This window comes from Marinomonas vulgaris (assembly GCF_018145875.1).
In the GTDB taxonomy this organism is placed as follows: Bacteria; Pseudomonadota; Gammaproteobacteria; order Pseudomonadales; family Marinomonadaceae; genus Marinomonas; species Marinomonas vulgaris.
In genome coordinates this window covers 1-25,155 of sequence record NZ_JAGSSV010000019.1, presented here as the reverse complement: position 1 = coordinate 25,155, position 25,155 = coordinate 1, and the positions used below count along the sequence as shown (strand labels likewise).

The following is a 25,155-nucleotide window of genomic DNA, read 5'->3' as shown; positions in this document are numbered from 1 at the left end:
GGCTCAGTAACCTTATGCAACTTCAAACAGGGAACTTTATAGCGCCGGTAGTCGAGCAAAAACCGGCGTTATCTTCCACCTACGAAACACCATTGAATGCTTATGATGAGGCCTTCACAGAAGATCGCCAACCGCGAACTCACTGGGAAGTCTTATTGCGCAACATGGCCACCTTCACGGAAGAAGAGATCCTTGACAAACAGCGCCGCGCTCAGCGAATTCTTCGTGAAGACGGCGCCACTTACAATTTAACCAGCGACCCTCTCACGCCAAGCGTTTGGTCGCTGGATCTTATCCCCAATATTATTCCGATCCAAGAATGGCAGGCCATTGAACAAGGCTTGGCTCAACGTTCTCACCTATTCGACTTGATTTTAAAAGACCTTTATGGCCCTCAGGAATTATTAAGAAACGGCATAATTCCTTCCGAGATTATTTTTAGTCATCCTGGTTTTTTACGTCAATGTCATGGGGTTAATGTTCCTGGCGCTCATCACTTATTGCAACACGCGGTGGACTTGGTTCGTGATAGCTCTGGTCAATTCCAAATCATTGGCGATCGAACACAGGTTCCTAGCGGCGCAGGGTACGCGCTAGAAAACCGTACCGTGGTGTCTCGGGTTATTCCAAACAGCTTTCGCGATAGCCAAGTACGCCGTTTGGCTGGCTTTTTTCAGTCCTTTAAAGACATGCTGTCAGGGTTGGCAAGCGGATGGACCGACACACCACGCATTGTCATGCTGTCTCCTGGCGCCTTTAGCAGTACCTATTTCGAACAAGCGTACTTGTCGAATTATTTGGGTTTCCCTCTAGTTCAAGGCAGTGATTTAACAGTACGTAACGGCGCTGTGTGGATGAAATCTCTCAATGGCTTAGCTCGTGTTGATGTGATTTTACGCCGTGTCGAAGACGCTTATTGCGATCAAGCCGAACTGCGCGCCGACTCCTTCTTAGGTGTACCTGGGTTACTCGAAGTCATCCGAGCGGGTAACGTCGTACTCGCTAACCCTCTGGGTAGCGGCATTTTAGAAGCTCCCGCTTTAATCAAATTCTTACCTGCCATTAGTGAATTTTTGATGGGCGAACAACTCACTCTACCATCGGTGGCTACCTGGTGGTGTGGTGACAAAAACGATTTGGACTATGTGATCAGAAATCTGGCTCAGCTCATTATCAAACCGGCGATTCGCAATCACGACAACAGCAGTGTGTATGGCCACACGTTAAACGACAAGCAGATTCTCAGCATCATAGAAAAAATCAAAAAGAACCCGCACCTTTATGTGGCTCAAGCCTACGTGCCAGGCTCAATCACCCCCATTTGGTCTGATGGAGAAATTCAAGCCAGACCCAGTATATTACGTGCGTTTACCCTTTCTTCATCTGAAGGTTACACCGTCATGCCGGGTGGGCTGTCCCGCGCGGGGGAATCAACAACCGAAGCCATAGTGTCGAATATTTCTCATTCCAAAAGTAAAGACACCTGGGTATTGGCCGCCGAGCAAGAGCCACCGATACATTTCTCAAACGAGAACACCCTACTGCAAGACGAAGCCTTACAGTCGAATTTACCCAGTCGAGTAGTGGAAAATCTGTTTTGGATGGGACGCTACGCCGAGCGTGCTGAGATCAGCATGCGATTACTGCGTACCATTTTCAAACAAATGAATGGCGTTGACCCCTTGCCCGAAGAATGCAAACGCTTGCTGCTGGAAATGGCCTCGACTCAAACAGGTTGTTTACCCGGTTTTATGGAAGCCGATGAGGAAATGTTTGCCAATCCCGAAGAAGAGTTAGTGTCTATTATTATCGATGGTAATCGCCCAGGCTCCATCAAAGCCAATTTGCAAGCCATGTTAAGCTGCGGCGAACAAGTTAAAGAAATGCTGTCTGCGGATACACGTATCATCATTAATGAATTACGTGACTACATTCACGAGCTGGATCGCGCTTACACGAATGGTTTACCAGCCGCACCGGAAGAATCTCTAGACAGCTTGGTAACCTCTTTACTCGCCTTATCTGGCTTGAATCACGAAAGCATGCTGCGTGGTCTTGATTGGACTTTCCAAGAGATAGGCCGACGCACCGAACGCGCCCTACAAACGGCAACTCTCTTACGCTCCGCCCTCACGACATCTTTACCTGCCGTGCAGCAACAGCAGATTTTGGAATCTGTGTTATTAAGTGTGGAGGCGTTGATTTCTTTCCGTCGTCGCTATCGCAACCGAGCACGCATCGCTTACGGTTTGGATTTGTTGATGATCGACAGCACCAACCCCCGTTCCTTGCTGTACCAAGTGGATCAGTTACGTCGGTATATTCAGGAATTGCCCAGAACGGATTCATCTTCAGCGGGGCTCAGTCCAGAAAATAAAGTCATTTTGAAATCTCTGTATGCGATTCAGCTGGCGGATTTGGAAACTCTGGCGAAAGTCGATCCAGACACCCAAACTCGCCACCAGCTTGAGTCACTCATGACGGAACTTTTGGAACATTTGGAGCAATTTACGATTCTGATCAGTGACAAGTACTTTGACCATACCGATGGTCCACAATCGTTGATGAAAGCTTTTGGGGAATCCAACCTATGAGATACCGCGTTCGCCATATCACAGAATACAGCTACGGCGCGCCTGTCAGCTTGTGCTACAACATGGCCCATTTACTGCCGCGAGACACGCGGAATCAACGCTGCCTCAATCAGAAAATCCAAATTAATCCCCCTCCTGTGTATCAAAGTGAAGGGGAAGATTATTTTGGTAATCAGACTTTTTATTTTTCCATTCAGGAAGCTCATAAAAAACTGGTCATTGATGTGACAACGGATTTTGAAATCACGCCACTCAATCCCCTCGAATGGCAGCAGCAAAACACCACCACGTGTGGCCAATTGCGCGCCTTACTGGCCTCACCAGATACACCAGAGCTGCGCATGGCAAAAGAGTATCTGCTCGATTCCCCGCAAATACGCCGATCCGCTGACTTGAAAGCTTATGCCGACAGCACCTTTGCCGACGACAAACCCTTGTTGCAAGCGGCTCTGGCGTTTACTCATAAGATTTTCACCGAATTCAAGTTCGATCCGACCACTACCACGGTCGCGACGCCGCTCGAACAGGTACTGAAACAACGCAGCGGTGTGTGTCAGGATTTTGCCCACTTGGCCATTGGTTGCTTGCGTTCTGTGGGCATTCCGGCTCGTTATATGAGTGGTTACCTAGAAACCTTGCCACCGCCAGGGCAAGAAAAACTTGTCGGTGCCGATGCGTCCCACGCTTGGTTTGCGATCTTCATACCGGAGTTGGGCTGGGTAGAGTTTGACCCTACCAACGACATTATGCCGAATGATCAACATATAGTAACCGCATGGGGTCGCGATTATGCGGATGTCACGCCCTTACAAGGCGTGATTTTCGAAGGCGGCGGTTCCCAGCAACTTGCAGTCTCCGTCGACGTTCGTCGCTTATAAACTATCGCTTATACCGCCACTAGGATCGAGACGCTCTGCGTCTCGGCCTTTTTATTCGTACATTTATTGCACAACCCACCGCGCGCGTAGCATGTAAGGTCGATATAGGGTAAGCTTCGCGAAATTCTTGCATATCCTGACCTTTCAGCGTTGCACCTGCCTTTATAAAACATGAGAACATCTATGAGTTTCAGCAAACTTGGGCTTTCTGCCCCCATCTTAAAAGCCATTGAAGATCAAGGCTATACAGAGCCATCCGCCATTCAGGCTCAAGCCATTCCCGCTATTCTTGATGGTCAAGATGTGATGGCAGCCGCCCAAACAGGCACAGGCAAAACCGCTGGTTTCACTCTTCCCTTGTTAGAAACCTTAAGTAAGGGCGAATTGGCACAGAGCAATCAAGTACGCGCCCTTGTGCTTACACCAACCCGTGAATTAGCCGCTCAAGTAGCTGAAAGTGTGAAAAATTACGGTCAGCATTTGCCTCTTAAATCTACCGTGGTATTTGGCGGAGTAAAAATCAATCCGCAGATGATGGCCTTACGCCGTGGCGCGGATATTCTCATTGCGACCCCTGGCCGCATGATGGATTTGTACAACCAAAAAGCCGTGCGTTTTGACAAGCTCGAAGTCTTGGTATTGGACGAAGCCGACCGCATGCTAGACATGGGCTTCATCCATGATATTAAAAAGATCTTAGCGATCTTGCCGAAAAAACGCCAAAACCTGCTGTTCTCTGCGACCTTTTCTCCAGAGATCCGTCAACTGGCAAAAGGCTTGGTGAACAATCCTGTTGAGATTTCCGTTACGCCACGCAACGCCACCGCAGTGTCGGTTGAGCAATGGCTGCATCCTGTGGACAAAAAGCGTAAAACCGAATTGTTGATTAAGCTAGTCAAAGATGGTCGTTGGGATCAAGCTTTGGTGTTTTCTCGCACCAAACACGGCGCCAACAAGATCACCAAGCAATTGGAAGACGCTGGCATTCGCGCCAGTGCGATTCATGGCAATAAAAGCCAAGGCGCTCGTACTCGTGCTTTGTCTGATTTTAAAGATGGTCGTATTCGCATTCTTGTGGCAACAGACATTGCTGCCCGCGGCTTAGACATCGAGCAACTGCCTCACGTGGTCAACTTTGACCTTCCTGATGTGGCAGAAGATTACGTGCACCGTATCGGTCGTACTGGTCGTGCCGGTGCGACGGGCAAAGCGATCTCTCTTGTGGCGGCGGACGAGTTAGACCAACTTCGCGCCATCGAACGCTTAACGCAAAAGCTGATCGAACGTCGTTACGAAGACGATTTCATGCCAACGCACATGCTGCCAGACACCACTCTGGACACACGCCCAATTAAGCCGAATAAGCCAAAAAGAAACAAAAGCGACGGCGCGCCTCGTCAAGGCAATAGTCCACGTGGCAAACAGGGCAACGCGCCAAAATCCGGCAACCGTCGCCCAACAGACGGCCGTCGCTCAGAAGATAAGAGCCAACCGGCCAAAGCCGACGTGACACCGGGGCAAGGCTTGCGCAGCAAACCACTTGCTCCTGCTCGCCGTAACCGCAGACCGGCTACTCAAGAGAAATAACACCTAAGAGCAGTTGTCGCCTTCGAAATAGGTATTAAAAAACGCCATTAAGAGTTTAATGGCGTTTTTTACATTGCTAGCTTATTTCTATCTTAGTGTGTATGACGATATTTCTTTGAGCACATTTTCAAAGCGTTGCTTGGCTTGCTCCGAACCTTCATCCGTTTTGTTAACCAAATCTAAAATTCGCTCCGAACGCACACTGACGTTTTGAATGTTTTTATTAATTTCTTCAGACACTTGCGATTGTTCTTCCGATGAAGTCGCGACGCGCTCTATGGTTTGTGCTAACTCTTCAATCGCATCGAATAAGCCTTGCATCATACTGACGTTTTCACTGACCACGTTAGAGGTATCTGTCGCCATGTTGGCGCACTGCCCCATCGAACTAAGGGCACTTTTTCCTGAATCCACTAATGATTCAATCATGGCACGAATCTCTACCGTTGAGTTTTGCGTTCGTTGCGCCAAAGTTCGCACTTCATCTGCCACAACAGCAAAGCCTCGACCCTGCTCGCCAGCACGCGCCGCTTCAATTGCGGCATTCAAAGCCAATAAATTGGTTTGCTCGGCGATGGATTCGATGGTTTGCAAAATGGTGCTGATTTCCTCGGTATGCGCCGTCACAGATTGAACTGCTTTGTGTCCACCCGCGACCTCTGAAGACAAACCGGCAATAGAATGCAAGATGGTTTGCATGCGTTCTGAGCCCTTAGTGCTTTGCTCTCGAATGCTTTCTGTCGCTTGCGCTGACGACTGCATATCTTGCGAAATCGTATTACTGGTTAGCGACATTTCTTCCACGGCAGACGCCATCAAGTCAGTTTGATCGAACTGGTCTTTGGTTTCTTGTAATGCACTGCGAGAGTAGCCACTTAGCACACTCATGCTTTCTTTTGATTCAGACGCCATCTCAACCATCAAACCAAATGAGCCACGTAAATGGTCCAAATGGATGTTTAAGTATTGAATGATTTCGCCTAATTCATCATGGGATGTATTGTCAATTCGCCCTACCAAATTGCGGTTTGACGACACATTAGACAAGGCATTGCTGATGTCTTTAACACGCTTAGTTAAAGATCGAGACAAAGAAAAAGCCAATAATATAACAGGAGAAATAAGCAAGATAAAACCGATAATAAGACCATTTCGATACCATTTGCTTTGGGAAACTAGGTCGGCACTTAACACACTAATCTCGGTGCTGATTTTATCCGCTACTCCTTTGATTAAACCAATGCGAGCGGTTGCCAGTGCAAACCAATTGTTAGGACCTTCTACGTCAGACAGATCTTCCATGGCCAAGAAGCTCTTAGTTGCTTGGCTGACCATTAGCCATTGTTGGTCTTGAAGGATGGATTCAAGCATCGCAATCTCGCGACGAGACGACACCTTCATAAAATGCTCAAGTTGATAGCCTTCATCGTCTACAAACACCGCAATCTGTGATTGTCGCTTTGGGGTCGTCGTTTGAGCAGCATACACGCCATTTAACGCACCACGGTACTGACCAGCGCGCTCTTTCATCCATAACAAACTCAGCCGAGATTCTAACGCCTTGGCAATGTCTCGATTTCTAATGTCTAAAATAATCCGCTGAATGCCATTTAGTGACTGGCGATTGACCTCAGAGTAAAAATCAAAAGCACCGTTGTTCGCCGCCAAGTTATCAACGCTTTGCCTAACCTGAGTTTTGCCTTTTAACTGCGTGACAACAGGGGCGGTCAAATTCTTTAACTGCTCCGCATCTAATACATTAAACATATCAACAGAAAGGTCTTTTAAAGCACGCTCAGCATCATCGGCAGCTTTGCGTTGAGCGATCAGTGCGTCTTTACCGTTTGCTCCCTTGCTGCCTAAGAAGCCGGCACTCAAACCACGCTCTACAGCAAAGTTATGGGCAACGCCATCTAAAATAGTGGATAGCTTGACCATGTCGTCGGATAAAAGTCCTTCTTTAACCCTCTGATTTAGATCAGACACTAAAAACGACACGATAATAATGGCGAACAAGGAAGGTAGAATGCCCACGATCGCAATCGAGTGGGATACCTTAAGATTAGAAAATATCGGCATGAGCGCCTCCGAATATTGAAATAGACTCTAACCATACCACCTGTGTAATAAACAAGGAAAAAAATCACATATTCAGCCAATTATAGTAACCATTGCCACAACATGGTCAATATAGATCACTGTGCAAACAGTGCTGCAGCGTATCTTCGCCAAGAATCACGGTCAGCTGTTCGAGTACCATCTCGCCAAAACCCACCCGACTGCCACATAGGTAAATCTGCGCGCCCTTCTGTGTCACCCATTTGTACAAACGCTCTGATTCTTTGATCAAGATGGCTTGCACGTACCTCTGTTCACTCCGTGACCAAGCCTTGTCGATGCGGGTTAATAGGCCATCTTGTTGAAAGCGAGTAAAGTCGGCATGAAAGTAATCGTCGTACTCGGCGTATTGCTCACCAAATATCAGCCAATGTTCACTGGTCGACTGCCATTGTTGTTTTTGTTGTAAAAAACCACGAAAAGGCGCTACGCCGGTGCCGGCGCCAATCATGATCAATGGACGATCACCCTGCAGTCGAAACGATTCGTGTACGCGTATTTGTGCCTCTACTGTGTCCCCTTTGGCTAACTTGCATAAAAAACTCGACGCCGTGCCTAAAGTTCCATCTTCTCGTCTGTGCTGACGCACAAGCAAATCGACATAGTGTTCTTCGCAAGAGGCAATCGAGTACAAGCGCTCATGAGTCGGTGGTATCACCTTGGGTGTCACGGCGATTAAATCCCCAGCTTGATAGCGCACTCCGTCACAGTGCAAGCGCAGGTAATGGGCGGCGCGGTCGTGGTTTGGTGCATTTAGGTGTTGATTTTCACACACGGTAAAAGTGCTTAAATCCTGATGGATGGTCGTATTGTGAAGGCCTATCGAATGGGCAATTCGCTGCCACCAAGCCGACACACTGGCCATGTCCATACGATCCACTTCGTGCACAGCTTGTTCTCGGGTAAAACCCACCTGCTCTAATAAATTTGTCAACGAATGGCCAAACGCACAAAAAGTACGATAAGTACGATCCCCTAGTGCCAATACAGCAAAGGAAGTTGATGACGAGGAGGAAGGAGGAGGAGAAGTGGACGACTGACGATGCAAATCTGCCACCAAACGATGAGCACTGTCCGGCGGCTCGCCTTCCCCATAGGTGCTGACAACAAAAAAGACTCGCTGATACTGACGCATCTGCGCCACGTTTAACGTCGAGACACAATGCACGTCCATCAAAGCGTCGGCCGCCTTTTGGAACTGCAAAGCCAGCTGTCTAGCACCGCCCGTTTGAGAGGCGTAAGCCAACAGAACACCTTTCGATGCCGGCTCTTCGCTTTGCTTTGATTGCATTATAACCAGTCGTTTGAAAGGCCAACGCGCTAACGACAAGAGAAAACACACACCGGCCAAAATAGCCATCACCCAAGCCAAAGTGCGGAACATGACCATGTCTAAAGACGAAAAGCGATACAACACCCTTTGCTGGGACGCATCTTGCTGTAAGACTAAATATCCCAGTTCATTGGAATGCTGTAACTGGTGTTGAAACCCAGTCAAACCATTCGATGCCCACACAACGCCAGACTCTATTGCAGAAATAGGTTGAGCAAATACAAGAATGGCAAACACATAAGCAGCGGCAAACACGCCCAAGGCAAAAAAGACCGTTGCCAACCGCGTAATCCAAAAAGTCAAAGCCGTAATAAGTCACCTCCCATTGTTATGCCAGTCCATATTCAAAGAAAATAATGAGAACAGTTATCATTATATTGCAAAAACCTTACGTTAGCGATTATCATACGAGAATAATTACCATTTAGTATGGATTAACAATACGCTTTTGTGACATTGATCGATGATTTCCATGACAACTTTTAATCGCTGGGCACGCTGGGTACACATTTACAGCGCTGCCCCTGTTTTACTGCTTATGGTGTTCTTTGCGGGCACTGGATTGTTTCTCAATCACAGCAACTGGTCACTTGGTCAAACACAAGAATCGGATTTGTCATTGCCTTTGCCAACCGACTTAATGTCGTTGGATTGGGACCATGAATCCAGCACCACAGCGTTGGCCGTTTTACATTGGCTGGATCACGAACACCAAGTTCGCGGAGTGGATTTGTCGTTTGAATGGGAAAGCGAAGAAAAGCTGCTTTTACTGTATTTGGACGGTCCGCAGGGAAGTTATGCCGTGGAAGCCTATTACGAAGAAGCGAGCGCCGAAGTATACCGTCGCCAGTTGCCTGTGCTGGAAATGCTCAACAACTTACACAGGGGCAAACACGTCAGTGGCTTATGGCGTTGGCTCTCGGATTTGTCAGCGCTTTGCATGGTGTTGTTTTGTTTGTCTGGATTTTGGCTGCTGACCATTAACACCTTGAAGCGTCGTCACAGCTTAAGCTGGGTCGGGATAGGGTCTGTTGTCATGGTTTTCACCATTTTTTTAATGCATTAAGGAGAAGTTAATGCGCGTTTTAGTGTCTTCATGCGTGCTTGCCGCCAGCTTGGGGCTATCGTCTGTTTCGTACGCCGCCAGCATGGATGTGGCGTTTGAAATCCCTCGTATTAGTACCGAAAAATACGCTCGCCCCTATGTGGCAATTTGGGCGGAACACAGCGGTGAATCTACCCCCTTCCTAGTGTGGCATTTGCAGAAAAAAGACGATGAATGGCTGTCTGACTTGCGCCGTTGGTGGCGCAAATTAGGTCGTTACGACAACCATGTTGACGCTCTAACCGGTGCCACAAAGGGCCCTGGTCACTACCAAGAAACCTTTGCCTTAGGCGACTTAAACGACTTCACCTTGTACGTAGAAGCAGCTCGTGAAAACGGTGGTCACTCACTGGTGAAAACCAAGATCAACACCCAAGACAGGGTCACAGAATACCGTATTCCGGCGGACACAGAGTTGGGCGACATCGTCATTACTCTAACACCCTGATGTTCACATTGACGCTTAACGTAAAATTTTCAACCTTCAACTTACACCCTCAAACTTAAAGGAAAGAACATGTTAAAACTTTCTCTATGCGCACTTGGCATCGTGGCGGCCAGCAGCAGCTTTGCACACGATCTAATGATTATGCCGGCTAAATCAATCGTTACCAAAGCACCGGCTGATGTGGCCGTTGATATCAGCGCTTCACACGGTGTGTATCGTTACGACAAAGCAGTGTCGGTTGATGGCATCATGGTTTACGGCCCCGATGGCAAACACATGCGCGATATTGGCACTGTGGTAAAAAGTGCGACTCGTACCTCTTTTGATTTAGCCATTGAAACCGATGGTACCTACAAAATCGTTTATGGCTCCTCTCGTGGTGGCTACATGACCACTTACACCATTGGTGCTCGCGATACCCATAAACGTGAACGTCTAAGTAAAAGCGAGCTAGCCGGTAAAATTCCTGAAGGGGCGAAAAACGTTGAAACCATCAAGATGAATCGCTACAGCATGGCGTTTATCACCTCGAAAATGCCAACGGATGCCGTAATAACACCCAGCAATAAAGGATTCGAAGTTATTCCTGTTACCCACCCCGCTGATTACGTCAATGGTGAAGAAATTGCTCTAAAAGTACTAATGAATGGCAAGCCAGTCGAAGGCGTTTCTATTGCGATTAAATCGGAATCTGGCATTTACACCGGCAACCAAGAGCCCATTAAACTGAGCACCAACAAAGCTGGTATCGCCTCTGTCACACTTGAAGAAGCAGGTCGCTATTCCGCTATGTTTAACTACGAAGCCGCCAGCCAAGATCCAGAGGCAGACAAAGAAGTAAACTCTGTTTTCTATTCATTTGAGGTGGTATACGAATAATGTTGAAATCTTCCTTATTAGTAGGAAGTGCCTTGGCTTTGCTTTCGAGCAAAGCCTTTGCGCATTATCCTACTCTAGATTGTGAAGCCCTTGCTGGAAATCTGCATTGCATAGCTGGATACAGCGATGGCTCTGTCGCTTACAACGAAACGGTGCAAATAAAAACCTATTCAGAAGAGCTGATCGAAACCCTCACCACAGACGACAATGGTGAATTCACCACATCACGCCCTCAAGGGGAATACTACCTGGTGTTTAACCCAGGTCACGAAGACCCTGCCGAGTTTGATTATGCCGAGCTATAACCAATCGCCAAACGCAAGCCACAATGGGCTGGAAATTGAGATTATCCAGCCTGCTGATGGCCGTGGCGAAACGCGCTACTTTTTAAGCATTTGTGTGGGAACACTCCTATTGGCTGGCGTTTTATTGTCTCTGCTACACAGCCCTTCCCAGCAAACACTGCCAGAGCTACCCGTATCACACAGTAATATGGCGACCCAAATCAGTAACGCGCTGGAAGAGATTGCGCTTTTAGAAGAAGCCGACATGATTTCGCCCCCTTATCAATTACAGCAACTCCCCTTGCCAACTATTGGGCAAACGGCGTTTGCACAGCAAGATAAACACTGCTTCACCTTGCATCAGGCAGGCATTCTCTTCGCGGTTGAACGCGAAGCACAGCATTGGGCCGCTCACTGGGCACAAAGTGACAAAGAGCTTGATTGTCATGCTTCTCTCGTTTGGCACCCATTAAACCGCTAATTCATCAAAGGACGTAAAATGAAATTTTTACTGCTGGGCCTACTTTTTTTAGTCAGTTTCCAAACCCACGCGCAAACACGTTTACAAGTCGGCGTAACACTTCATCCTTATTATGCTTATGTAAGCAATATCGTAGGAGACAGAGCCGATGTGTTGCCTCTCATTGCCAGCGGCTTTAATCCTCATAATTATCAGCTAAACCCGGCTGACATTGATCGTCTTAACAAACTTGATGCCTTAGTGGTGAATGGCATTGGTCATGATTTATTTGCCACCGACACCGTCGATCGCTTACAACCTAAAAACCTAACCGTTATCTACGCCAATCAAGATGTTCCCCTGATTGGCCACGACGAAAAAGTCAATCCGCACACATTTGTCTCAATTGATGCCGCGATTCGCCAAGTGTATACCATCGCCAAAGGTCTGAGCGCATTAGACCCAAGCAACAAAACCTACTTTCTTCGCAACGCCTTAGAATACGCAAAAACGCTTCGCAGCCTGAAGTTACCCGTACAGCAAGCCTTGTTAAATAAAGACGTCAGCCATATTCGTATCGCTAGCACCCACGGCGCTTATGCGTATTTATTACAAGAGTTTGGTCTAACCGTCTCAGCCGTTATCGAACCCGCCCATGGAGTCGCGCCCAGCGCATCGCAACTTGAAGACACCATTCAAACCATTCGCAAACTCAATATCGACGTGCTTTTTACCGAATTAAATATGGAGAACAAATACGTCGATTTGATTGAGCGAGAAACCGGCATCAAGATTTATTACTTCAGTCACATGACCCATGGGGCGTACAACAAAGACATGGTGGAAAATGAAATGCGTCATAACTTAAACAAACTGGCAGAGGCATTACAGGAATGAGGGGACCAACTTTGTTACTCGACAAGGTGGCGGTTGTCGTTCAAAACAACCCTTTATTGACACCCTCGTCCGCGACGTTTTTTGGTGGCGGATGGCATGGTATCGCCGGCCCCAACGGTGGGGGCAAAAGTACTTTACTCAAAGCCATTGCCGGATTACTCAACCATCGTGGCAACATCTCTCTGCAATGGCCTAAAGGTAAAGGGGAAGTGGGCTATATGCCTCAGTTGTCGCCCTTTGATGCGTCTTTGCCCATCACGGTATCGGACTTTATTCGCTTACACAGCGACAAGCAACCTGTGTGGCAACGCTACAAAACAGACCCAAAAATTGAAGCGGCAATAGAAAAGGTAAGCATTCAAGCTTTATTAAAGAAACGTATTGGCACCCTATCAACGGGAGAGCGCCAGCGAGTATTGCTCGCCTGTGCACTGCTTAATGAACCCGATATGTTACTGCTCGACGAACCCATGGCCGGTGTCGACAAGCAGGGACGAGAGCAAATCATTCAACTACTGCAGGATTTTAAAAACTCAGGCGGCACTCTGATTATGATTGAGCATGACTGGCAAATTATTCAAGACTGCTGTGACTCTTTGGCTTGGATCGACGGTGGCCTGAAGGATCACAACGCCCCCTCTGTCGTGTTTGAACAACTAAAAAGTGCTCATCTGAGCGCATTCCCTTCTAATGTGACGGAGCTGAAACATGTTAGCTAGTCTACACGCTTGGTTTCAAATGGCCGTAGATGCCGGCATGTTACCGTCGATTTTTAGCTACGGCTTTGTCGTTAACGCCTTTATTGCCTGCCTAATGATAGGCCCTTTACTGGGCGCTCTGGGCACATTAGTGGTCGTCAAACGCTTGGCGTTTTTGTCTGAAGCCGTAGGACACAGTGCGTTAACTGGCGTGTCCATCGGCATACTAATGGGCGAGCCCGTCACAGAACCATGGATTAGCTTATTTGCTTTCTCTGTGCTGTTTGCTCTCACGTTACAATGGGTTCGTGGTCGCACCACGGTTCCCTACGATGCCCTGATCGGGGTATTCCTCGCCTTTGCCCTCGCTTTGGGGGCAGCACTATTGATGTTTGTTGCCAAGAAAATTAACGCCCACTTGGTTGAGCAGGTACTATTTGGCTCCATTCTCACCGCCTCCATCTACGATTTGGTGATTTTGAGCGTGATTAGCCTCACTGTGCTCATACTCGCCTTTACCGCCAGTAATCAGGCCTTTCTCAATGCCTTAAGCCCTGATATCGCAAAATCGCGACGCATTCGTGTGACCTTACACGACTATGGCTTCGTACTCTTAATTGCCTTGATCACTGTGGCCGCGGTGAAAATCATTGGCGCTATTTTGGTGGGTGCCTTGTTGCTTATCCCTGCTGCTAGTGCCCGATTAATGGCGACTAACCTACGCGGCATGGTGGGCTACTCTATGTTTATCGCCACCACCAGTGCTCTCGCCGGGGTGCTGTTACCTATGCACATGAAATGGTCGATCGGTACAGGTCCTGCGATCATTTTAGCTGCGTGCATCTGGTTCATTGTCGCTATTTGCACCTATTCATTTCGTAAACGGAGTACCCTTGTATGCGCTTAACCTTATTGGTTGGTCTGGCAATGTTAGGCCTATCTTTTACTCTCAATGTGGTGGCGGCCAGCGTGGTAACCGTCACCCCCATTGCAGACAGCATGACTCGCTCATTGCTAAGCACAACTCCCGTCAAGGTGACTTATTTGCCACCCACTCGGCTGCCTATTAACCGCATTCCAAGTTGGCTCAACAAAAATCGAACCGAGCCACTGGACCCTTTCGACGCCATTGTGAACATCAGTGCGCTGCGACCAGATCTGGCCTTTTATACTTCAGTACGCAGCACCAACATTCGCGCCGTTCCTATCGACATTGCTGAGGCCCTGCTTCCCGGCGGAGAACGCGTTGCCGTACAAGAGCCCAGTGAATATTTTTGGCTCAACCCCAATAACGCCCTCATGATGCTAGGTATTCTTAAACGTGACCTGTCCTTACTATGGCCCGAGTATGAGAAGGACATCACAATAAGGTATCAAGTAGTAAGTCAATCTTTGCGTCAAATAGCACTCACTATTGACGATACCCTACTCATGTCAGGCTATGAAGGATTACAAAATGCCAACGACAGCACTGAGCCTTTTACCAAAGGCTTGCTGTTACCAACATACACACTAGAAGAAATAACAGGGACAATGCCGCTTAATACGCTCATCGTCAGTACAAAAAACAATAAAAACCAATGGCTTATAGATGATTTCTCACGCCATAAAAAAACAGAGTTTATTGATCGTTGGCAACAAAATTTAAATAACCTTATTTCACTGCAATAGCTTTTAAATTATCGCAAACACATAAGATAAGGCTCTGTTATTTTGTGTGTTTGCAAAATATTTTTCTTATATAACGCATAAAAACCACCCGATCAGCTCACCAATATGTCACCCCGCCGTAAAAATAATGGATAAAAAAAACTAATTAACACTTGAATAATAACAATTATCATTTACCATCTGCATCTCAATACACACAATTGAATTTGCTGCTAATCACTCAATAAAGGTTTAAAGATGGCTCACACACACAACACTCACTCGTTTCGTTTCCCCCTTGCCCCACTCACATTAGCGATCAGTTCCGCTCTTGTATTGATGGCACAGCCTGCCATTGCTGAAGACGCTAATATTGAGTTAGAGCAAATTGAAATCGTTGACTCAGCCGAAGCAAGCTACACGGTAGATAACCTATCCAGCCCTAAATACACACAAAAATTAGTTGATACCCCTAAAACCGTAAACGTGATTAACGAAGCGGTACTGGAAGATCAGGGTGTCACTTCCCTAGAAGACGCTCTGCGAAATGTCTCCGGTGTCTCCACATTTGGTGCCGGTGAAGGCGGCGGTAATATCAATACAGCCGACAACGTAACGATTCGTGGTTTTGATGCCAACGGCAGTATTTATACCGATGGTATTCGCGATGTAGCAGGTTACAGCCGCGATACGTTTAATACCGAATCCATCGAGGTTGCCAAAGGCGCTAATGGCACGATTTCTGGTAAAGGCTCTGCGGGCGGCTCGGTCAACTTAGTGACTAAAACCGCTCACCTTCGCGGTGATAAAAACAGTGTGACCGCGTCTTATGATGAGGCAGACATGACTCGTATCACCGGCGATTTCAACAAGGTATTAACAGAAGACAGCGCGATTCGATTAAACATCGTTGGACAAACTGGCGGTGATTACTGGGACAATGGCGAAGAAAACTACGAAACCGAAGCCATCGCTATTTCTTACTTTGATAAACTCAGTGAGAAAACAGACCTGACGGTTAACTTCATGCACATGCAGCAAGACAACACCCCAGTGATCGGCTTGCCTTATATTGGCGAAGCATCAGCTGCAATACTTGGAGTATCTGCAGGACCTATCGGTGAATCATATTGGGACGATTACTACGGCGTTGAAGGCCTTGACTTTGAAGAAGTGGAAGCCACTACCATTACTGCCATCCTAAACCATCAAATTAACGATGAATGGGCTTTTCGCAACCAAACTCGTTTTGGAAAAACAAATGTAAAAAGTATCATTTCACGCCCATATGATAATGGGGATGGTACATTTGATAGCAACAACGCTAAAACAGACTTTAGCGAAAACGAACTGATCGTTTCACAATTTGATTTCATTGGTGAACTTTACACAGGAGCAGTTCGACATAACCTAGTTATAGGGGCAGAAATTTATCAAGAAACTCAAAAAACCCCCGATGTAACAGTTACTTATTCTGATAGCACTGCAACTTATGATCCTCTAGACCCATCAACAAACACAATCACGGGTTCTTACACGACAGATGGTTACTCCAAAGACGCTACAGCAACAGGTTTGGCTGCATATTTTAGTGACACAGCTACGTTAAACGATAAAGTGCAATTAAGTGGCGGGCTTCGTTTGGAGAAATACCGCTTGGATGCTGATCAAACACTAACGAGTCGCGGCACTTTTATAGCCGATGTCTCTGAGAAATCAGATGCTGATCTAATTAGTTGGAATACAGGGATTAACTTTAAGCCTGCTAAAAATGGCAGTATTTATTTGGCCTACGCAAATAACCAATCACCTAATGGTGATGATTTATCACTAAATGGTAGTTCCGTTGCACAAGTTCAAGAGTATATTAGCTTAGACCCATTAGAGTCGACCACGGCCGAAGTAGGTACAAAATGGAACTTCTTTAACGATCGCTTATTACTTAGCGCCGCTATATTTGACACAAAAACAGATACTTATGATTCTGATGATGATGACAATCTGATTTTCGGTGAGGAGCAAAGCACCGGTATTGAGCTATCGACGACAGGCCAGCTAACAGAGACCATCAGCGTGACTGCTAGCTTCACCAAACAAGACACAGAAGTTACAGAAGACTACGACGCTGATAATGAAGGCGATGGCTTAAGCTCAGCACCAGAAAAGTCTGCGGCTCTATGGTTTGCCTACAACAAAGAAAAACTTGGCCTGGGCATAGGCGCAGAATACAATTCTGGCATCACCTACTGGAGACAAAGTAAAGCCTATTTCACAACTGATTCAGTTACTTTATTCAACGCCATGGCCAGCTATCAGTTTACTGAGAACCTATCGGCACAGCTGAACATTAGCAACCTAACTGATGAAACCTATATCACTGATTACAGTGCCAAAGGCCACTTCCTACCAGGTTACGGTCGTAACGCTAAAGCAACTGTTAAATACGATTTCTAATTACTCAAGCTAGGTTCGTTGCGAAGTTATTCCCTTTTCTTCGCACTCCAAAAGCAGCTATGTATACTCCATGGCTGCTTTCTTTTTGGTTTAGCCAGCAGAAATTGAACTCGTTAAGATAAGGAAACACATGCTATTACACCTAAAACAAGTGTTCACGCCTGAGCAAGTAAAAAGCATTCGAGAACATCTAGATACAGCAAGGTGGACAGATGGCAAGCTCACCGCTGGCAATGCCTCTAGAGATCAAAAAACCAATCAACAGCTAACCCAAGACGATCCATTGGCGATTAAGTTGGGAGATTATATTTTACAAACCCTTGGTCAACGTGAAGATTTTATGAGTTCGGCGCTACCCGCAAAAATTTTTCCACCCATGTTTAATCGTTATCAAGGTGGCGGTGCGTTTGGTTTTCATGTGGATAACGCCATCAGACAAGTCCCCAACACACCGGTTAAGATTCGTACCGACCTATCAATGACCATTTTTTTCAGTGATCCGGATGAATACGAAGGCGGTGAATTGGTCATAGAAGACACTTTCGGTCAGCAAAAAATCAAACTGCCCGCTGGCGATATGGTGTTGTACCCATCTACCAGCCTACACAAGGTCACTCCGGTGACAAAAGGTGCCAGAGTCAGTGCGTTTTTTTGGTTACAAAGTTTAGTAAAAGACAATGAACAACGCCGAACCCTGCATCAACTGGATCAGAGCATTCAAGCCTTAAGGCAGGATTTGCCCGATGACGAGCGGGTACAAAACTTGATTTGGGTGTATCACAACCTGCTCCGCCAATGGTCAGAAACCAACTAGCGGCTTAATCATTGTGGAAAAGTGTGTGGCGTCCAATGTCAGTGATACTAGCGCAACCGCACAAAGCCATGGTCGCTTCTAATTCATCGCGTAAAATACGCAAACAATGGGCGATACCTAAAGGGCCCGCAACAGCCAAAGCATAAAACACCGGACGCCCTAACAAAACGGCATCGGCACCAAGCGCGATGGCTTTGAAAATATCGCTACCACGACGAATGCCACTGTCTAGCAAAATCGGTAAGTTTGGCCCTATAGCTTGTCGAATGCGTGGCAACACCTCAATAGTAGAAGGCTGGCTATCCAGTACTCGTCCGCCATGATTGGACACCACCAAACCGTCGATTCCCAGGGCAATAGCTCGAATGGCATCGTCTGGGTGCATCACTCCTTTCAATAATAAAGGCAGGTCGGTTTGCCCGCGCAGCCACTCTAATGTTTGCCAATCTGGCGCTTGCCCCATCCAACAGGCAAATACCGAGTCCCCCTGTTGTGGCTTGGCCAAAGCGTCCAAATTGACCGCCGACACACCCTCTGGCAAGGCAAATCCTGCTCGCTGCTCTGCATTTCGCACGCCATTAATGGGTGCATCCGCCGTGACGATAATCGCACTGTATCCGGCTGCTTCGGCTCGACGCACCAAGCGTAACGTCTCTTCGCGACTCGGCTGACAATACAGTTGAAACCAACGCTCCGCTTGACCAGAAACCTCAGCCACTTGTTCAATCGTGCTACTAGCCAAAGTCGACAAACAAAAGCCAACACCCTGAGCCGCGGCGGCTTGTACCGACGCCAACTCCCCCATAGGGTGTGCTAATTTTTGATACGCCAAAGGAGCAATCAGTAGAGGCAAAGCCAAGGTACGACCAAACAAGGTTTGCTGACAACTTCCTTGCCCCATGCCTTCGCATAAAATACGCTGCTGCAATAAAACATCGTCTAGCTTTTGACGATTACGTCGGTGGGTATGACCATCCATCGCCGCACCCGATAAATACGCCCAAACAGACTCGCTTAACACCTGCTGTGCACGATGTTCATAATCGCTTAGCGAACACACACCTGCCGGAATGCTTGTCATAATGTTCCTCATATAAATTTAGTGCGTAATAGCAAAATGCCATAGCGCACAAAAGTAAATGAGAACCATTTTACCTATTGCGACGAGGTAAACCACAGAATTTATTCGAGAAAAGAAGAAAACAACATAGAGGAAATATCAGACAATAAAAAAGCCCCTAGACGTTAGCATTCACTAACACTCTAGAGGCTTATTTTATATGGTGGGCCTGCCCAGACTTGAACTGGGGACCTGCCGATTATGAGTCGGATGCTCTAACCAACTGAGCTACAGGCCCTAAAAGCGGAGTGAATTATATAGGTATGCGGGAGTGTTGCCAAGAAGTCGATGCTTTTTATTTACTCGTTCATCCCCCCAGGCGCAACACCGATAACTTTTTTAAAAGTTCGTCTAAAAGCCGCTTCACTTTGGTAACCAAGCTGATCGCTTAACATGGCAATATTTTTATCGCCATTTTTAATCCTTTGGGCGGCTAAGCGCATGCGCCATGAGGTCAAATACGCCATTGGCGTCATTCCCATAGTCGCTTTAAAGGCACCACTGAATACAGATCGTGACATTCCGGCTTTCTCAGCAAGACTGGCTACCTGCCAAGCTTGTTGCGGTTGTTCGTGTATGGCGACAATAGCTTTGGCTAATCTGATGTCGCTTAGGCCTGCCATCAGTCCCAGCTGAATTTTTTGAGTTTGTAAAAATAAGCGTAACAATTGCACTAGGTAAGCTTCGGCTAATCGCTCCACTACGGCTTGGGAGCCGCAACGAGGCTGCAAACTTTCTCCTAATAACAACGTATTCAGCGGTGCTAACTGCTGAGCGATCACATCATCGTGGCTCACCAGCACCCATTGCCATTCTAAATCAAGCAAGGGATTTAAGGCTTTAGTACCGAAGTCATACTCACACAATAATAAACTTACTTGCTGTTGATGATCCGGTGTGATCAGTACATCCAATTTTTGACCTGTGGCTAACCAAACCCCATCACCTTTATATAACCGGATGTCTCCGTTTTCTTTAGAGCAAAGGGTGACATCACCAGAGACGATATACACCCAATAACTAAACTCAGCAGACAAAAATAAGCCACTACTCAAGTCGTCTAAGCAAAGACAATCTACCGAAGACGTTTTAGGGCGAAACGCATTTAACACGGAGGAAAGTCGATCCATAAGATAGCACTCCTTTTGATACGATCTGCAATATTTTAGATATTAATTATCATCAATCGTATCATTTTATATCATACACTGTCTCTACTGAACACAACTCAACTATATAAAGGACAGTCTTATGGTCGTTTTAAAACCTAGAATCGCCACGCCAGAGTTAAATATTGACACCCTACAAGGTGCTTGGTCACTCACAGAGCAAACTCCTGAAAACTTCACCATGATCGTGGTGTACCGTGGCTTACATTGCCCAATCTGTAAAAACTACTTGAAAGAATTGAGCCGACTGGCTGACGATTTCACCGCAAAAGGTGTCAATGTACTTGTGCTAAGTTCTGATACTAAAGAAAGAGCCGAACACGCGTCGACCGAATGGGAAATCAGCAATCTAACCATGGGCTACGGCCTAAGTGTGGAGCAATCGCAAGCGTGGGGATTGCACCGCAGCGCTGGCCGTGGTGTAACCAGCATAGGCATTGAAGAACCAGCAGAGTTCACCGAACCAGGTTTGTTCCTTGTTCGTCCAGACGGCACACTATACTGGAGCAACATCAGCACAATGCCGTTTGCCCGCCCACACTTTAAAGAAGTGCTTGGTGCAATTGAATTCGCCGTGACAAAAAACTACCCAGCTCGTGGCGAACTCGTTTAAGTCATTATTCAACAGACTATAACAACGAAGTAATACAAAGCAGAACAGAGTCTTGTTCTGCTTTTTTTATGACGAGCTTTTAGACATGATTTAAAGGCACAAACAGAAAAGCAAAAAAAATGGCGCCTCAATGAAGAGACACCACCAAAATAAAGGGGAATAACAAATTACTTACTTAACGACCACTTGCGATCTAAATCACGCAGTAAATACAAGGTAACAATGGCGGCCAACATAGGCCAAGCGGCAAAAAACAACAGGTTTGATCCACTCCAAGGGTCCATATAACGACCGAAGGAAACTAAAGTGGAGCCAAAATGCATGACCAAAATAATCAGAGTCACCCAACGTTTCTGAAAGCCAACTAAAAAGCTCACGATCAAAATCAGCTGCAACCCGCCCAACAAGTAAGAAACACCTGAACTTAAGGCTGGAATCGAATAAAACACTTTCATCACAAGCGCAGCGTGATCTGGGTTAATAAACTTATCCAGTGTCCACATTATCAACACAGTGAACACACCTAAGCGAAGCCCAAATAAACTCCACTCCAACTTCTCACGAGGTACGACCAAATTCTCATTCATGAACGCATTACCTTAAAACTACATTGGTTAATAAATGCCTTCATATCATGATCAAAGCCTATTGCTATATTGTCCTTAATCAGCGATACATTTAGATCTAAAAGCGTCTAAGTAAGGAACCCATGGTAGAGGCAAAAAATCTACAAGACAACGCCCCACAGACACAATGACCATTGTTGCCTTTTTCAACACTTTTAACGTATTTTAATGACAATTAGCATAAAAATGTCACATCAGCGATGTGTATTTTTATGCGCTTAAACAGTATTAAAAAGCCATTTAGGTAAAAATTTCTACACGTTATGCCACAAGAGAACCCTTACTGATATGCAACCCCATAAGATTCATTGATCTAGAGACTTCAATCACCCTGTGAATATGATTACTATCGTCGATACGACAAAAAGATGACACCAAAGGAAACGTCCATGCCACTGTCACACTTGATTGATGATACTGCTTACCCTATCAGCTCTGCTGATTTTAGAGCTCAATGCAAAAAAACACTGACTGAGAATGGTGCCTTGGTTTTGCCGAATTTTCTCAACAAAGCCGCTATTCAAGCCATTATTGAAGAAGGGGAAGCGAAGCAGTCATTGGCTTGGTATACCCAGTCTACCCATAATGTTTACTTAACCGACAAAGACGACCATTTCGCCCCAGATCATGCAAGAAACCAACAAGTACAGTCGTCTAAAGGCTGCATTACTGACGATTGTATCGGCGCTGATTCCCCGTTAAGACAGCTTTACGACGACGCTGACTTTCGAGCTTTTCTCGCCAGTGTTCTAGAAGAAGAAGCGCTTTACAATTACGCCGACACCCTGTCGTCGATCAATTTGCATTACGCCAGTGAAGGCCAAGAACTAGGTTGGCATTTTGACAACTCCTCTTTTGCCATTACTCTTTTGATTCAAAAGCCCGACGCGGGCGGCGTATTTGAATACATAGAAAACATGCGTGATGCGGATGCAGGGGAAATGAATTATCAAGGCGTCAGCGAGGTACTTGCAGGCAACAGAGCTGTTAAAGAATTAACCATGGACCCAGGCGCCTTGGTTATGTTTCGGGGACGCAACGCCATCCATAGAGTCACACCGACCGAAGGCAACACCACTCGCATGCTCGCCGTTTTAGCTTACAACTCACAGCCTGGCATTGCGCTTTCAGCAGCGGCAAGCAAAACCTTTTATGGTCGAACGGGTTAATTTGGCCGTAAATATCCGTTTTATGCCCATACCAAGGGCCTTCTTTTACCAAGAAGGCTTTTTTATGATCTGAAAACCAAGTTGAATACGTTTAATTCTTAACAACCGCGCTCACCCGCCCCACTTTTCGAGGAAATCACCATGTTCAAATTGTTAGCCCCTATTACGGCGTCTGTTATTTTATTAGCAGCGCAAGCGGCACACGCGGATATTGAGGTGAGTTTTGTCGACAGTGCACCCAAGGACAGATTCGTCATCACCAATATGGGCGAATGCGTGCTGAATAATGTGGAATTGACTCTGGATTTATCAAACAGTGTTGGTCGGTTAATTTTCGATACCACCGCAACCGGCGCTGGTGTGGAAGTTTTTCAGCCATTTGAAGTCAGAAAGGGGGAATTAACACTTTTGTCTGCAAGCAATATCCAAGATGGTGACTCCAGCCTTTCATTGATGATTGAGACCATAGATCCTAAGGGTTCGGTCAGTTTCACTATAGATGTAGACGATACCTTGGTAAAAAGTGAGTACGGCAACATTCGCGTGTCAGGCTCCGAAATCGCTAATGGTAACGTTATGTTGACCACCAATAAGACACTCTCTACTGCGACTTTTAACTCATATGGTAAAGCTTTAGTTACCCTCGACGATTGTTAACCCAAGGCTTGTGCATGACGCCTTAAGTACTGAATAAAAGTGTGCAGTTTTTTCGACATGCTGCCAAAAGGATACTGCAAATACACGGGCAACGGATTCGCAGTCCATTCTGACAATACCGGTAAGACGGCTCCAGGCCGCTGCTGTAGCAGTCGTGTGACGAAATAATTTGGCAATAAACCAACCCCCCTGCCTTGAATAATGTCTTCCACGTAGAGTTCATATTGATTCACCAATAGCCGAGAAGGTGGCAATGGGATCAATACGCGGCCCAGCTCAGCATGCTCTAAAAGGACCTCATCTTGATGGCCATGAAAGCTGTTTACCCAGGAGCAGCGCTTCAGAGTATTAAGGTCTTTAATCGATCCTATACGCTCGAAATAACTCGCCCCGGCGTATAAACTCTGACTCATTGTGGCGATTTTTTCCGACTTTAGTTGATCATGAACGCCGTCTCCAACCCAAAGACAGAGATTGTGGTGTTTTACTTCTCTTAAAGGTTGCTGACCAACACGAATGTCTAAATGAATATGTGGAAAAGCCACTAAAAAATCTCCAACTAACTTCGAAAACCAGCTTTGTGCCAAGCTAGTATGCACATACATCACAATCGAACCACTAACTTCTTCTTTCAAAGTTTCTACAGCTTTGTGACCTTCATCGGCGGTGCGCAATAATTTCTGCGCAAAGGGTAAAAACCTTACTCCCGCTTCATTCGCAATCAACCTATTCGCTTGTCGACGCAGTAAAGGTTGGCTCAGTGCTTGTTCCAAATGGCTGATTCGTCGACTTAATGTGGATTTTGATACCCCTAAGCGCAACGCACTCTCTTTTAAATTTCCCGTTTCCATGACAGAGACAAACATTCTGACTTCGTTCAGATCGTACATTCCTTTCCCTCTTCTCAAGAGTAAAAATAAATATATAAAAATCAATTATTTAGAAACAATTCAACAGCATTGGATCGTTCCTCTTTGTGCTTGTTGCACAAAGAGGAACGACATGTGCCAACAAATGGGATCGTTTTTGCCAGATAATGCAAACAATAAGTATTATCATTACTTTTTAAAGACATATTTATAGTTGAAAGGTTCAATTAAAAATGGAGAAAACACATAATGCGCCCTTACCAACATCACTTTAAACGTACCGCTCTGGCTATCATGATCAGTTCTTCCGGTTATTCTGCTGCTGTATCGGCTGAAGAAACTGTCGACATGGCTTCTTTAGAGACACTAGTTGTTACCGCTGCAGGATTTGAGCAAAAACTAACTGATGCGCCTGCAAGTATTTCGGTTATTACAAAAGAAAAAATAGCTTCTCGACCTTATACGACTCTTTTAGATGCAGTGAGTGACCTTGAGGGGGTTGATGTTGGGGAGACACGTGACAAGACAGGGCAAGGTACTATCTCTATGCGTGGCATGGGATCGGATTACACTCTAATCCTTGTTGATGGTCGTCGACAAAATAACCACGGTGACATTTACCCAAACAGCTTTGGTGGCAACCAATTTAACCACATTGTGGTGGTCAACTAAAACTGGCCACCTCGTTATAAGTTTTAAAGAACTCTTCTTCAGCCTTCTGTGGCGATAGCCC

General features: G+C 46.3%; 24 protein-coding genes and 1 tRNA gene. 18 read left to right on the top strand and 7 right to left on the bottom strand.

All coding sequences use genetic code 11. The features are described 5' to 3' along the window. Window positions 1-14 precede the first annotated feature (14 nt). From J9B83_RS12600 to J9B83_RS12590, 3 genes are all read left to right on the top strand, one after another. Complete coding sequence (locus J9B83_RS12600; RefSeq protein ID WP_211537221.1) at window positions 15-2,594, top strand: circularly permuted type 2 ATP-grasp protein; 2,580 nt, start codon at window positions 15-17, stop codon at window positions 2,592-2,594. Further along, window positions 2,591-3,472: a transglutaminase family protein gene (locus tag J9B83_RS12595; RefSeq protein WP_211537220.1), complete on the top strand. Its 882-nt coding sequence runs from the start codon at window positions 2,591-2,593 to the stop codon at window positions 3,470-3,472. Before J9B83_RS12600 ends, J9B83_RS12595 begins: the two co-directional genes overlap by 4 nt. 183 nt (window positions 3,473-3,655) lie before the next feature. Beyond that, window positions 3,656-5,059 carry a DEAD/DEAH box helicase gene (locus tag J9B83_RS12590; protein WP_211537219.1) on the top strand — a complete coding sequence of 468 codons (1,404 nt, stop codon included), beginning with the start codon at window positions 3,656-3,658 and terminating at the stop codon, window positions 5,057-5,059. A gap of 87 nt (window positions 5,060-5,146) precedes the next feature. On the opposite strand, the gene J9B83_RS12585 is transcribed toward J9B83_RS12590, so the two are convergent. Both J9B83_RS12585 and J9B83_RS12580 read right to left on the bottom strand, forming a co-directional pair. Further along, a complete protein-coding gene (locus J9B83_RS12585; RefSeq protein WP_211537218.1) occupies window positions 5,147-7,138 on the bottom strand; it encodes a methyl-accepting chemotaxis protein in 1,992 nt (663 codons plus the stop codon). Window positions 7,139-7,244: 106 nt separating this feature from the next. Then, window positions 7,245-8,792 (bottom strand): flavodoxin domain-containing protein, encoded by a 1,548-nt coding sequence (locus J9B83_RS12580; RefSeq protein ID WP_211537217.1) that lies wholly within the window; start codon window positions 8,790-8,792, stop codon window positions 7,245-7,247. 190 nt (window positions 8,793-8,982) lie between these two features. On the opposite strand from J9B83_RS12580, the gene J9B83_RS12575 reads away from it, so the two are divergent. The 11 genes from J9B83_RS12575 to J9B83_RS12525 all read left to right on the top strand — a co-directional run bounded on the left by J9B83_RS12575 (window position 8,983) and on the right by J9B83_RS12525 (window position 18,199). After that, a complete protein-coding gene (locus J9B83_RS12575) occupies window positions 8,983-9,576 on the top strand; it encodes a PepSY-associated TM helix domain-containing protein (RefSeq protein WP_211537216.1) in 594 nt (197 codons plus the stop codon). 10 nt (window positions 9,577-9,586) lie between these two features. Then, the gene (locus J9B83_RS12570) at window positions 9,587-10,063 is read left to right on the top strand and encodes a DUF2271 domain-containing protein (protein WP_211537215.1); all 477 of its coding nucleotides are present in this window, start codon (window positions 9,587-9,589) and stop codon (window positions 10,061-10,063) included. A 69-nt stretch (window positions 10,064-10,132) separates the two neighbouring features. After that, window positions 10,133-10,942, top strand: a complete 810-nt coding sequence (locus tag J9B83_RS12565) for a DUF4198 domain-containing protein (RefSeq protein ID WP_211537214.1) — start codon at window positions 10,133-10,135, stop codon at window positions 10,940-10,942. Next, entirely contained in the window at window positions 10,942-11,247 is a 306-nt protein-coding gene (locus J9B83_RS12560; protein ID WP_211537213.1) for a hypothetical protein, read from the top strand. The genes J9B83_RS12565 and J9B83_RS12560 overlap by 1 nt, the downstream gene beginning before the upstream one ends. Further along, window positions 11,234-11,707: a hypothetical protein gene (locus tag J9B83_RS12555; protein ID WP_211537212.1), complete on the top strand. Its 474-nt coding sequence runs from the start codon at window positions 11,234-11,236 to the stop codon at window positions 11,705-11,707. Before J9B83_RS12560 ends, J9B83_RS12555 begins: the two co-directional genes overlap by 14 nt. Before the next feature lie 18 nt (window positions 11,708-11,725). After that, window positions 11,726-12,583 (top strand): metal ABC transporter solute-binding protein, Zn/Mn family, encoded by an 858-nt coding sequence (locus tag J9B83_RS12550; RefSeq protein WP_211537211.1) that lies wholly within the window; start codon window positions 11,726-11,728, stop codon window positions 12,581-12,583. Between the two features lie 11 nt (window positions 12,584-12,594). Then, on the top strand, window positions 12,595-13,302 hold the full coding sequence (locus tag J9B83_RS12545; RefSeq protein WP_211537210.1) for a metal ABC transporter ATP-binding protein: 708 nt from the start codon (window positions 12,595-12,597) through the stop codon (window positions 13,300-13,302). Then, window positions 13,292-14,188, top strand: coding sequence for a metal ABC transporter permease (locus J9B83_RS12540; protein ID WP_211537209.1), 897 nt, complete (start codon window positions 13,292-13,294; stop codon window positions 14,186-14,188). The genes J9B83_RS12545 and J9B83_RS12540 overlap by 11 nt, the downstream gene beginning before the upstream one ends. After that, a complete protein-coding gene (locus tag J9B83_RS12535; RefSeq protein WP_211537208.1) occupies window positions 14,179-14,952 on the top strand; it encodes a hypothetical protein in 774 nt (257 codons plus the stop codon). Before J9B83_RS12540 ends, J9B83_RS12535 begins: the two co-directional genes overlap by 10 nt. 237 nt (window positions 14,953-15,189) lie before the next feature. Continuing rightward, window positions 15,190-17,385 carry a TonB-dependent receptor gene (locus J9B83_RS12530; protein ID WP_211537207.1) on the top strand — a complete coding sequence of 732 codons (2,196 nt, stop codon included), beginning with the start codon at window positions 15,190-15,192 and terminating at the stop codon, window positions 17,383-17,385. A 130-nt stretch (window positions 17,386-17,515) separates the two neighbouring features. Then, window positions 17,516-18,199, top strand: coding sequence for a Fe2+-dependent dioxygenase (locus J9B83_RS12525; protein ID WP_211537206.1), 684 nt, complete (start codon window positions 17,516-17,518; stop codon window positions 18,197-18,199). Window positions 18,200-18,203: 4 nt separating this feature from the next. On the opposite strand, the gene J9B83_RS12520 is transcribed toward J9B83_RS12525, so the two are convergent. The 3 genes from J9B83_RS12520 to J9B83_RS12510 form a co-directional block, all read right to left on the bottom strand. Beyond that, window positions 18,204-19,280 (bottom strand): alpha-hydroxy acid oxidase, encoded by a 1,077-nt coding sequence (locus tag J9B83_RS12520; RefSeq protein ID WP_236037285.1) that lies wholly within the window; start codon window positions 19,278-19,280, stop codon window positions 18,204-18,206. A 200-nt stretch (window positions 19,281-19,480) separates the two neighbouring features. Beyond that, window positions 19,481-19,557, bottom strand: a tRNA-Ile gene (locus J9B83_RS12515). Between the two features lie 61 nt (window positions 19,558-19,618). Then, window positions 19,619-20,449, bottom strand: a complete 831-nt coding sequence (locus J9B83_RS12510) for a helix-turn-helix transcriptional regulator (protein ID WP_211537204.1) — start codon at window positions 20,447-20,449, stop codon at window positions 19,619-19,621. A gap of 121 nt (window positions 20,450-20,570) precedes the next feature. On the opposite strand from J9B83_RS12510, the gene J9B83_RS12505 reads away from it, so the two are divergent. After that, window positions 20,571-21,101 carry a peroxiredoxin-like family protein gene (locus J9B83_RS12505; RefSeq protein ID WP_211537203.1) on the top strand — a complete coding sequence of 177 codons (531 nt, stop codon included), beginning with the start codon at window positions 20,571-20,573 and terminating at the stop codon, window positions 21,099-21,101. A 167-nt stretch (window positions 21,102-21,268) separates the two neighbouring features. Here J9B83_RS12505 and J9B83_RS12500 read toward each other — a convergent pair whose 3' ends face one another. Next, window positions 21,269-21,688 carry a hypothetical protein gene (locus tag J9B83_RS12500; RefSeq protein WP_211537202.1) on the bottom strand — a complete coding sequence of 140 codons (420 nt, stop codon included), beginning with the start codon at window positions 21,686-21,688 and terminating at the stop codon, window positions 21,269-21,271. 428 nt (window positions 21,689-22,116) lie between these two features. On the opposite strand from J9B83_RS12500, the gene J9B83_RS12495 reads away from it, so the two are divergent. Both J9B83_RS12495 and J9B83_RS12490 read left to right on the top strand, forming a co-directional pair. Next, complete coding sequence (locus J9B83_RS12495; RefSeq protein WP_211537201.1) at window positions 22,117-22,896, top strand: HalD/BesD family halogenase; 780 nt, start codon at window positions 22,117-22,119, stop codon at window positions 22,894-22,896. A 141-nt stretch (window positions 22,897-23,037) separates the two neighbouring features. Continuing rightward, window positions 23,038-23,553, top strand: coding sequence for a hypothetical protein (locus tag J9B83_RS12490; RefSeq protein WP_211537200.1), 516 nt, complete (start codon window positions 23,038-23,040; stop codon window positions 23,551-23,553). Here the strand turns inward: J9B83_RS12490 and J9B83_RS12485 are convergent. Further along, a complete protein-coding gene (locus tag J9B83_RS12485) occupies window positions 23,550-24,443 on the bottom strand; it encodes a LysR family transcriptional regulator (RefSeq protein WP_211537199.1) in 894 nt (297 codons plus the stop codon). The genes J9B83_RS12490 and J9B83_RS12485 overlap by 4 nt on opposite strands. A gap of 228 nt (window positions 24,444-24,671) precedes the next feature. Here J9B83_RS12485 and J9B83_RS12480 point away from each other — a divergent pair, with 228 nt between their 5' ends. After that, window positions 24,672-25,094 (top strand): TonB-dependent receptor plug domain-containing protein, encoded by a 423-nt coding sequence (locus J9B83_RS12480; RefSeq protein ID WP_236037284.1) that lies wholly within the window; start codon window positions 24,672-24,674, stop codon window positions 25,092-25,094. Window positions 25,095-25,155 lie beyond the last annotated feature (61 nt).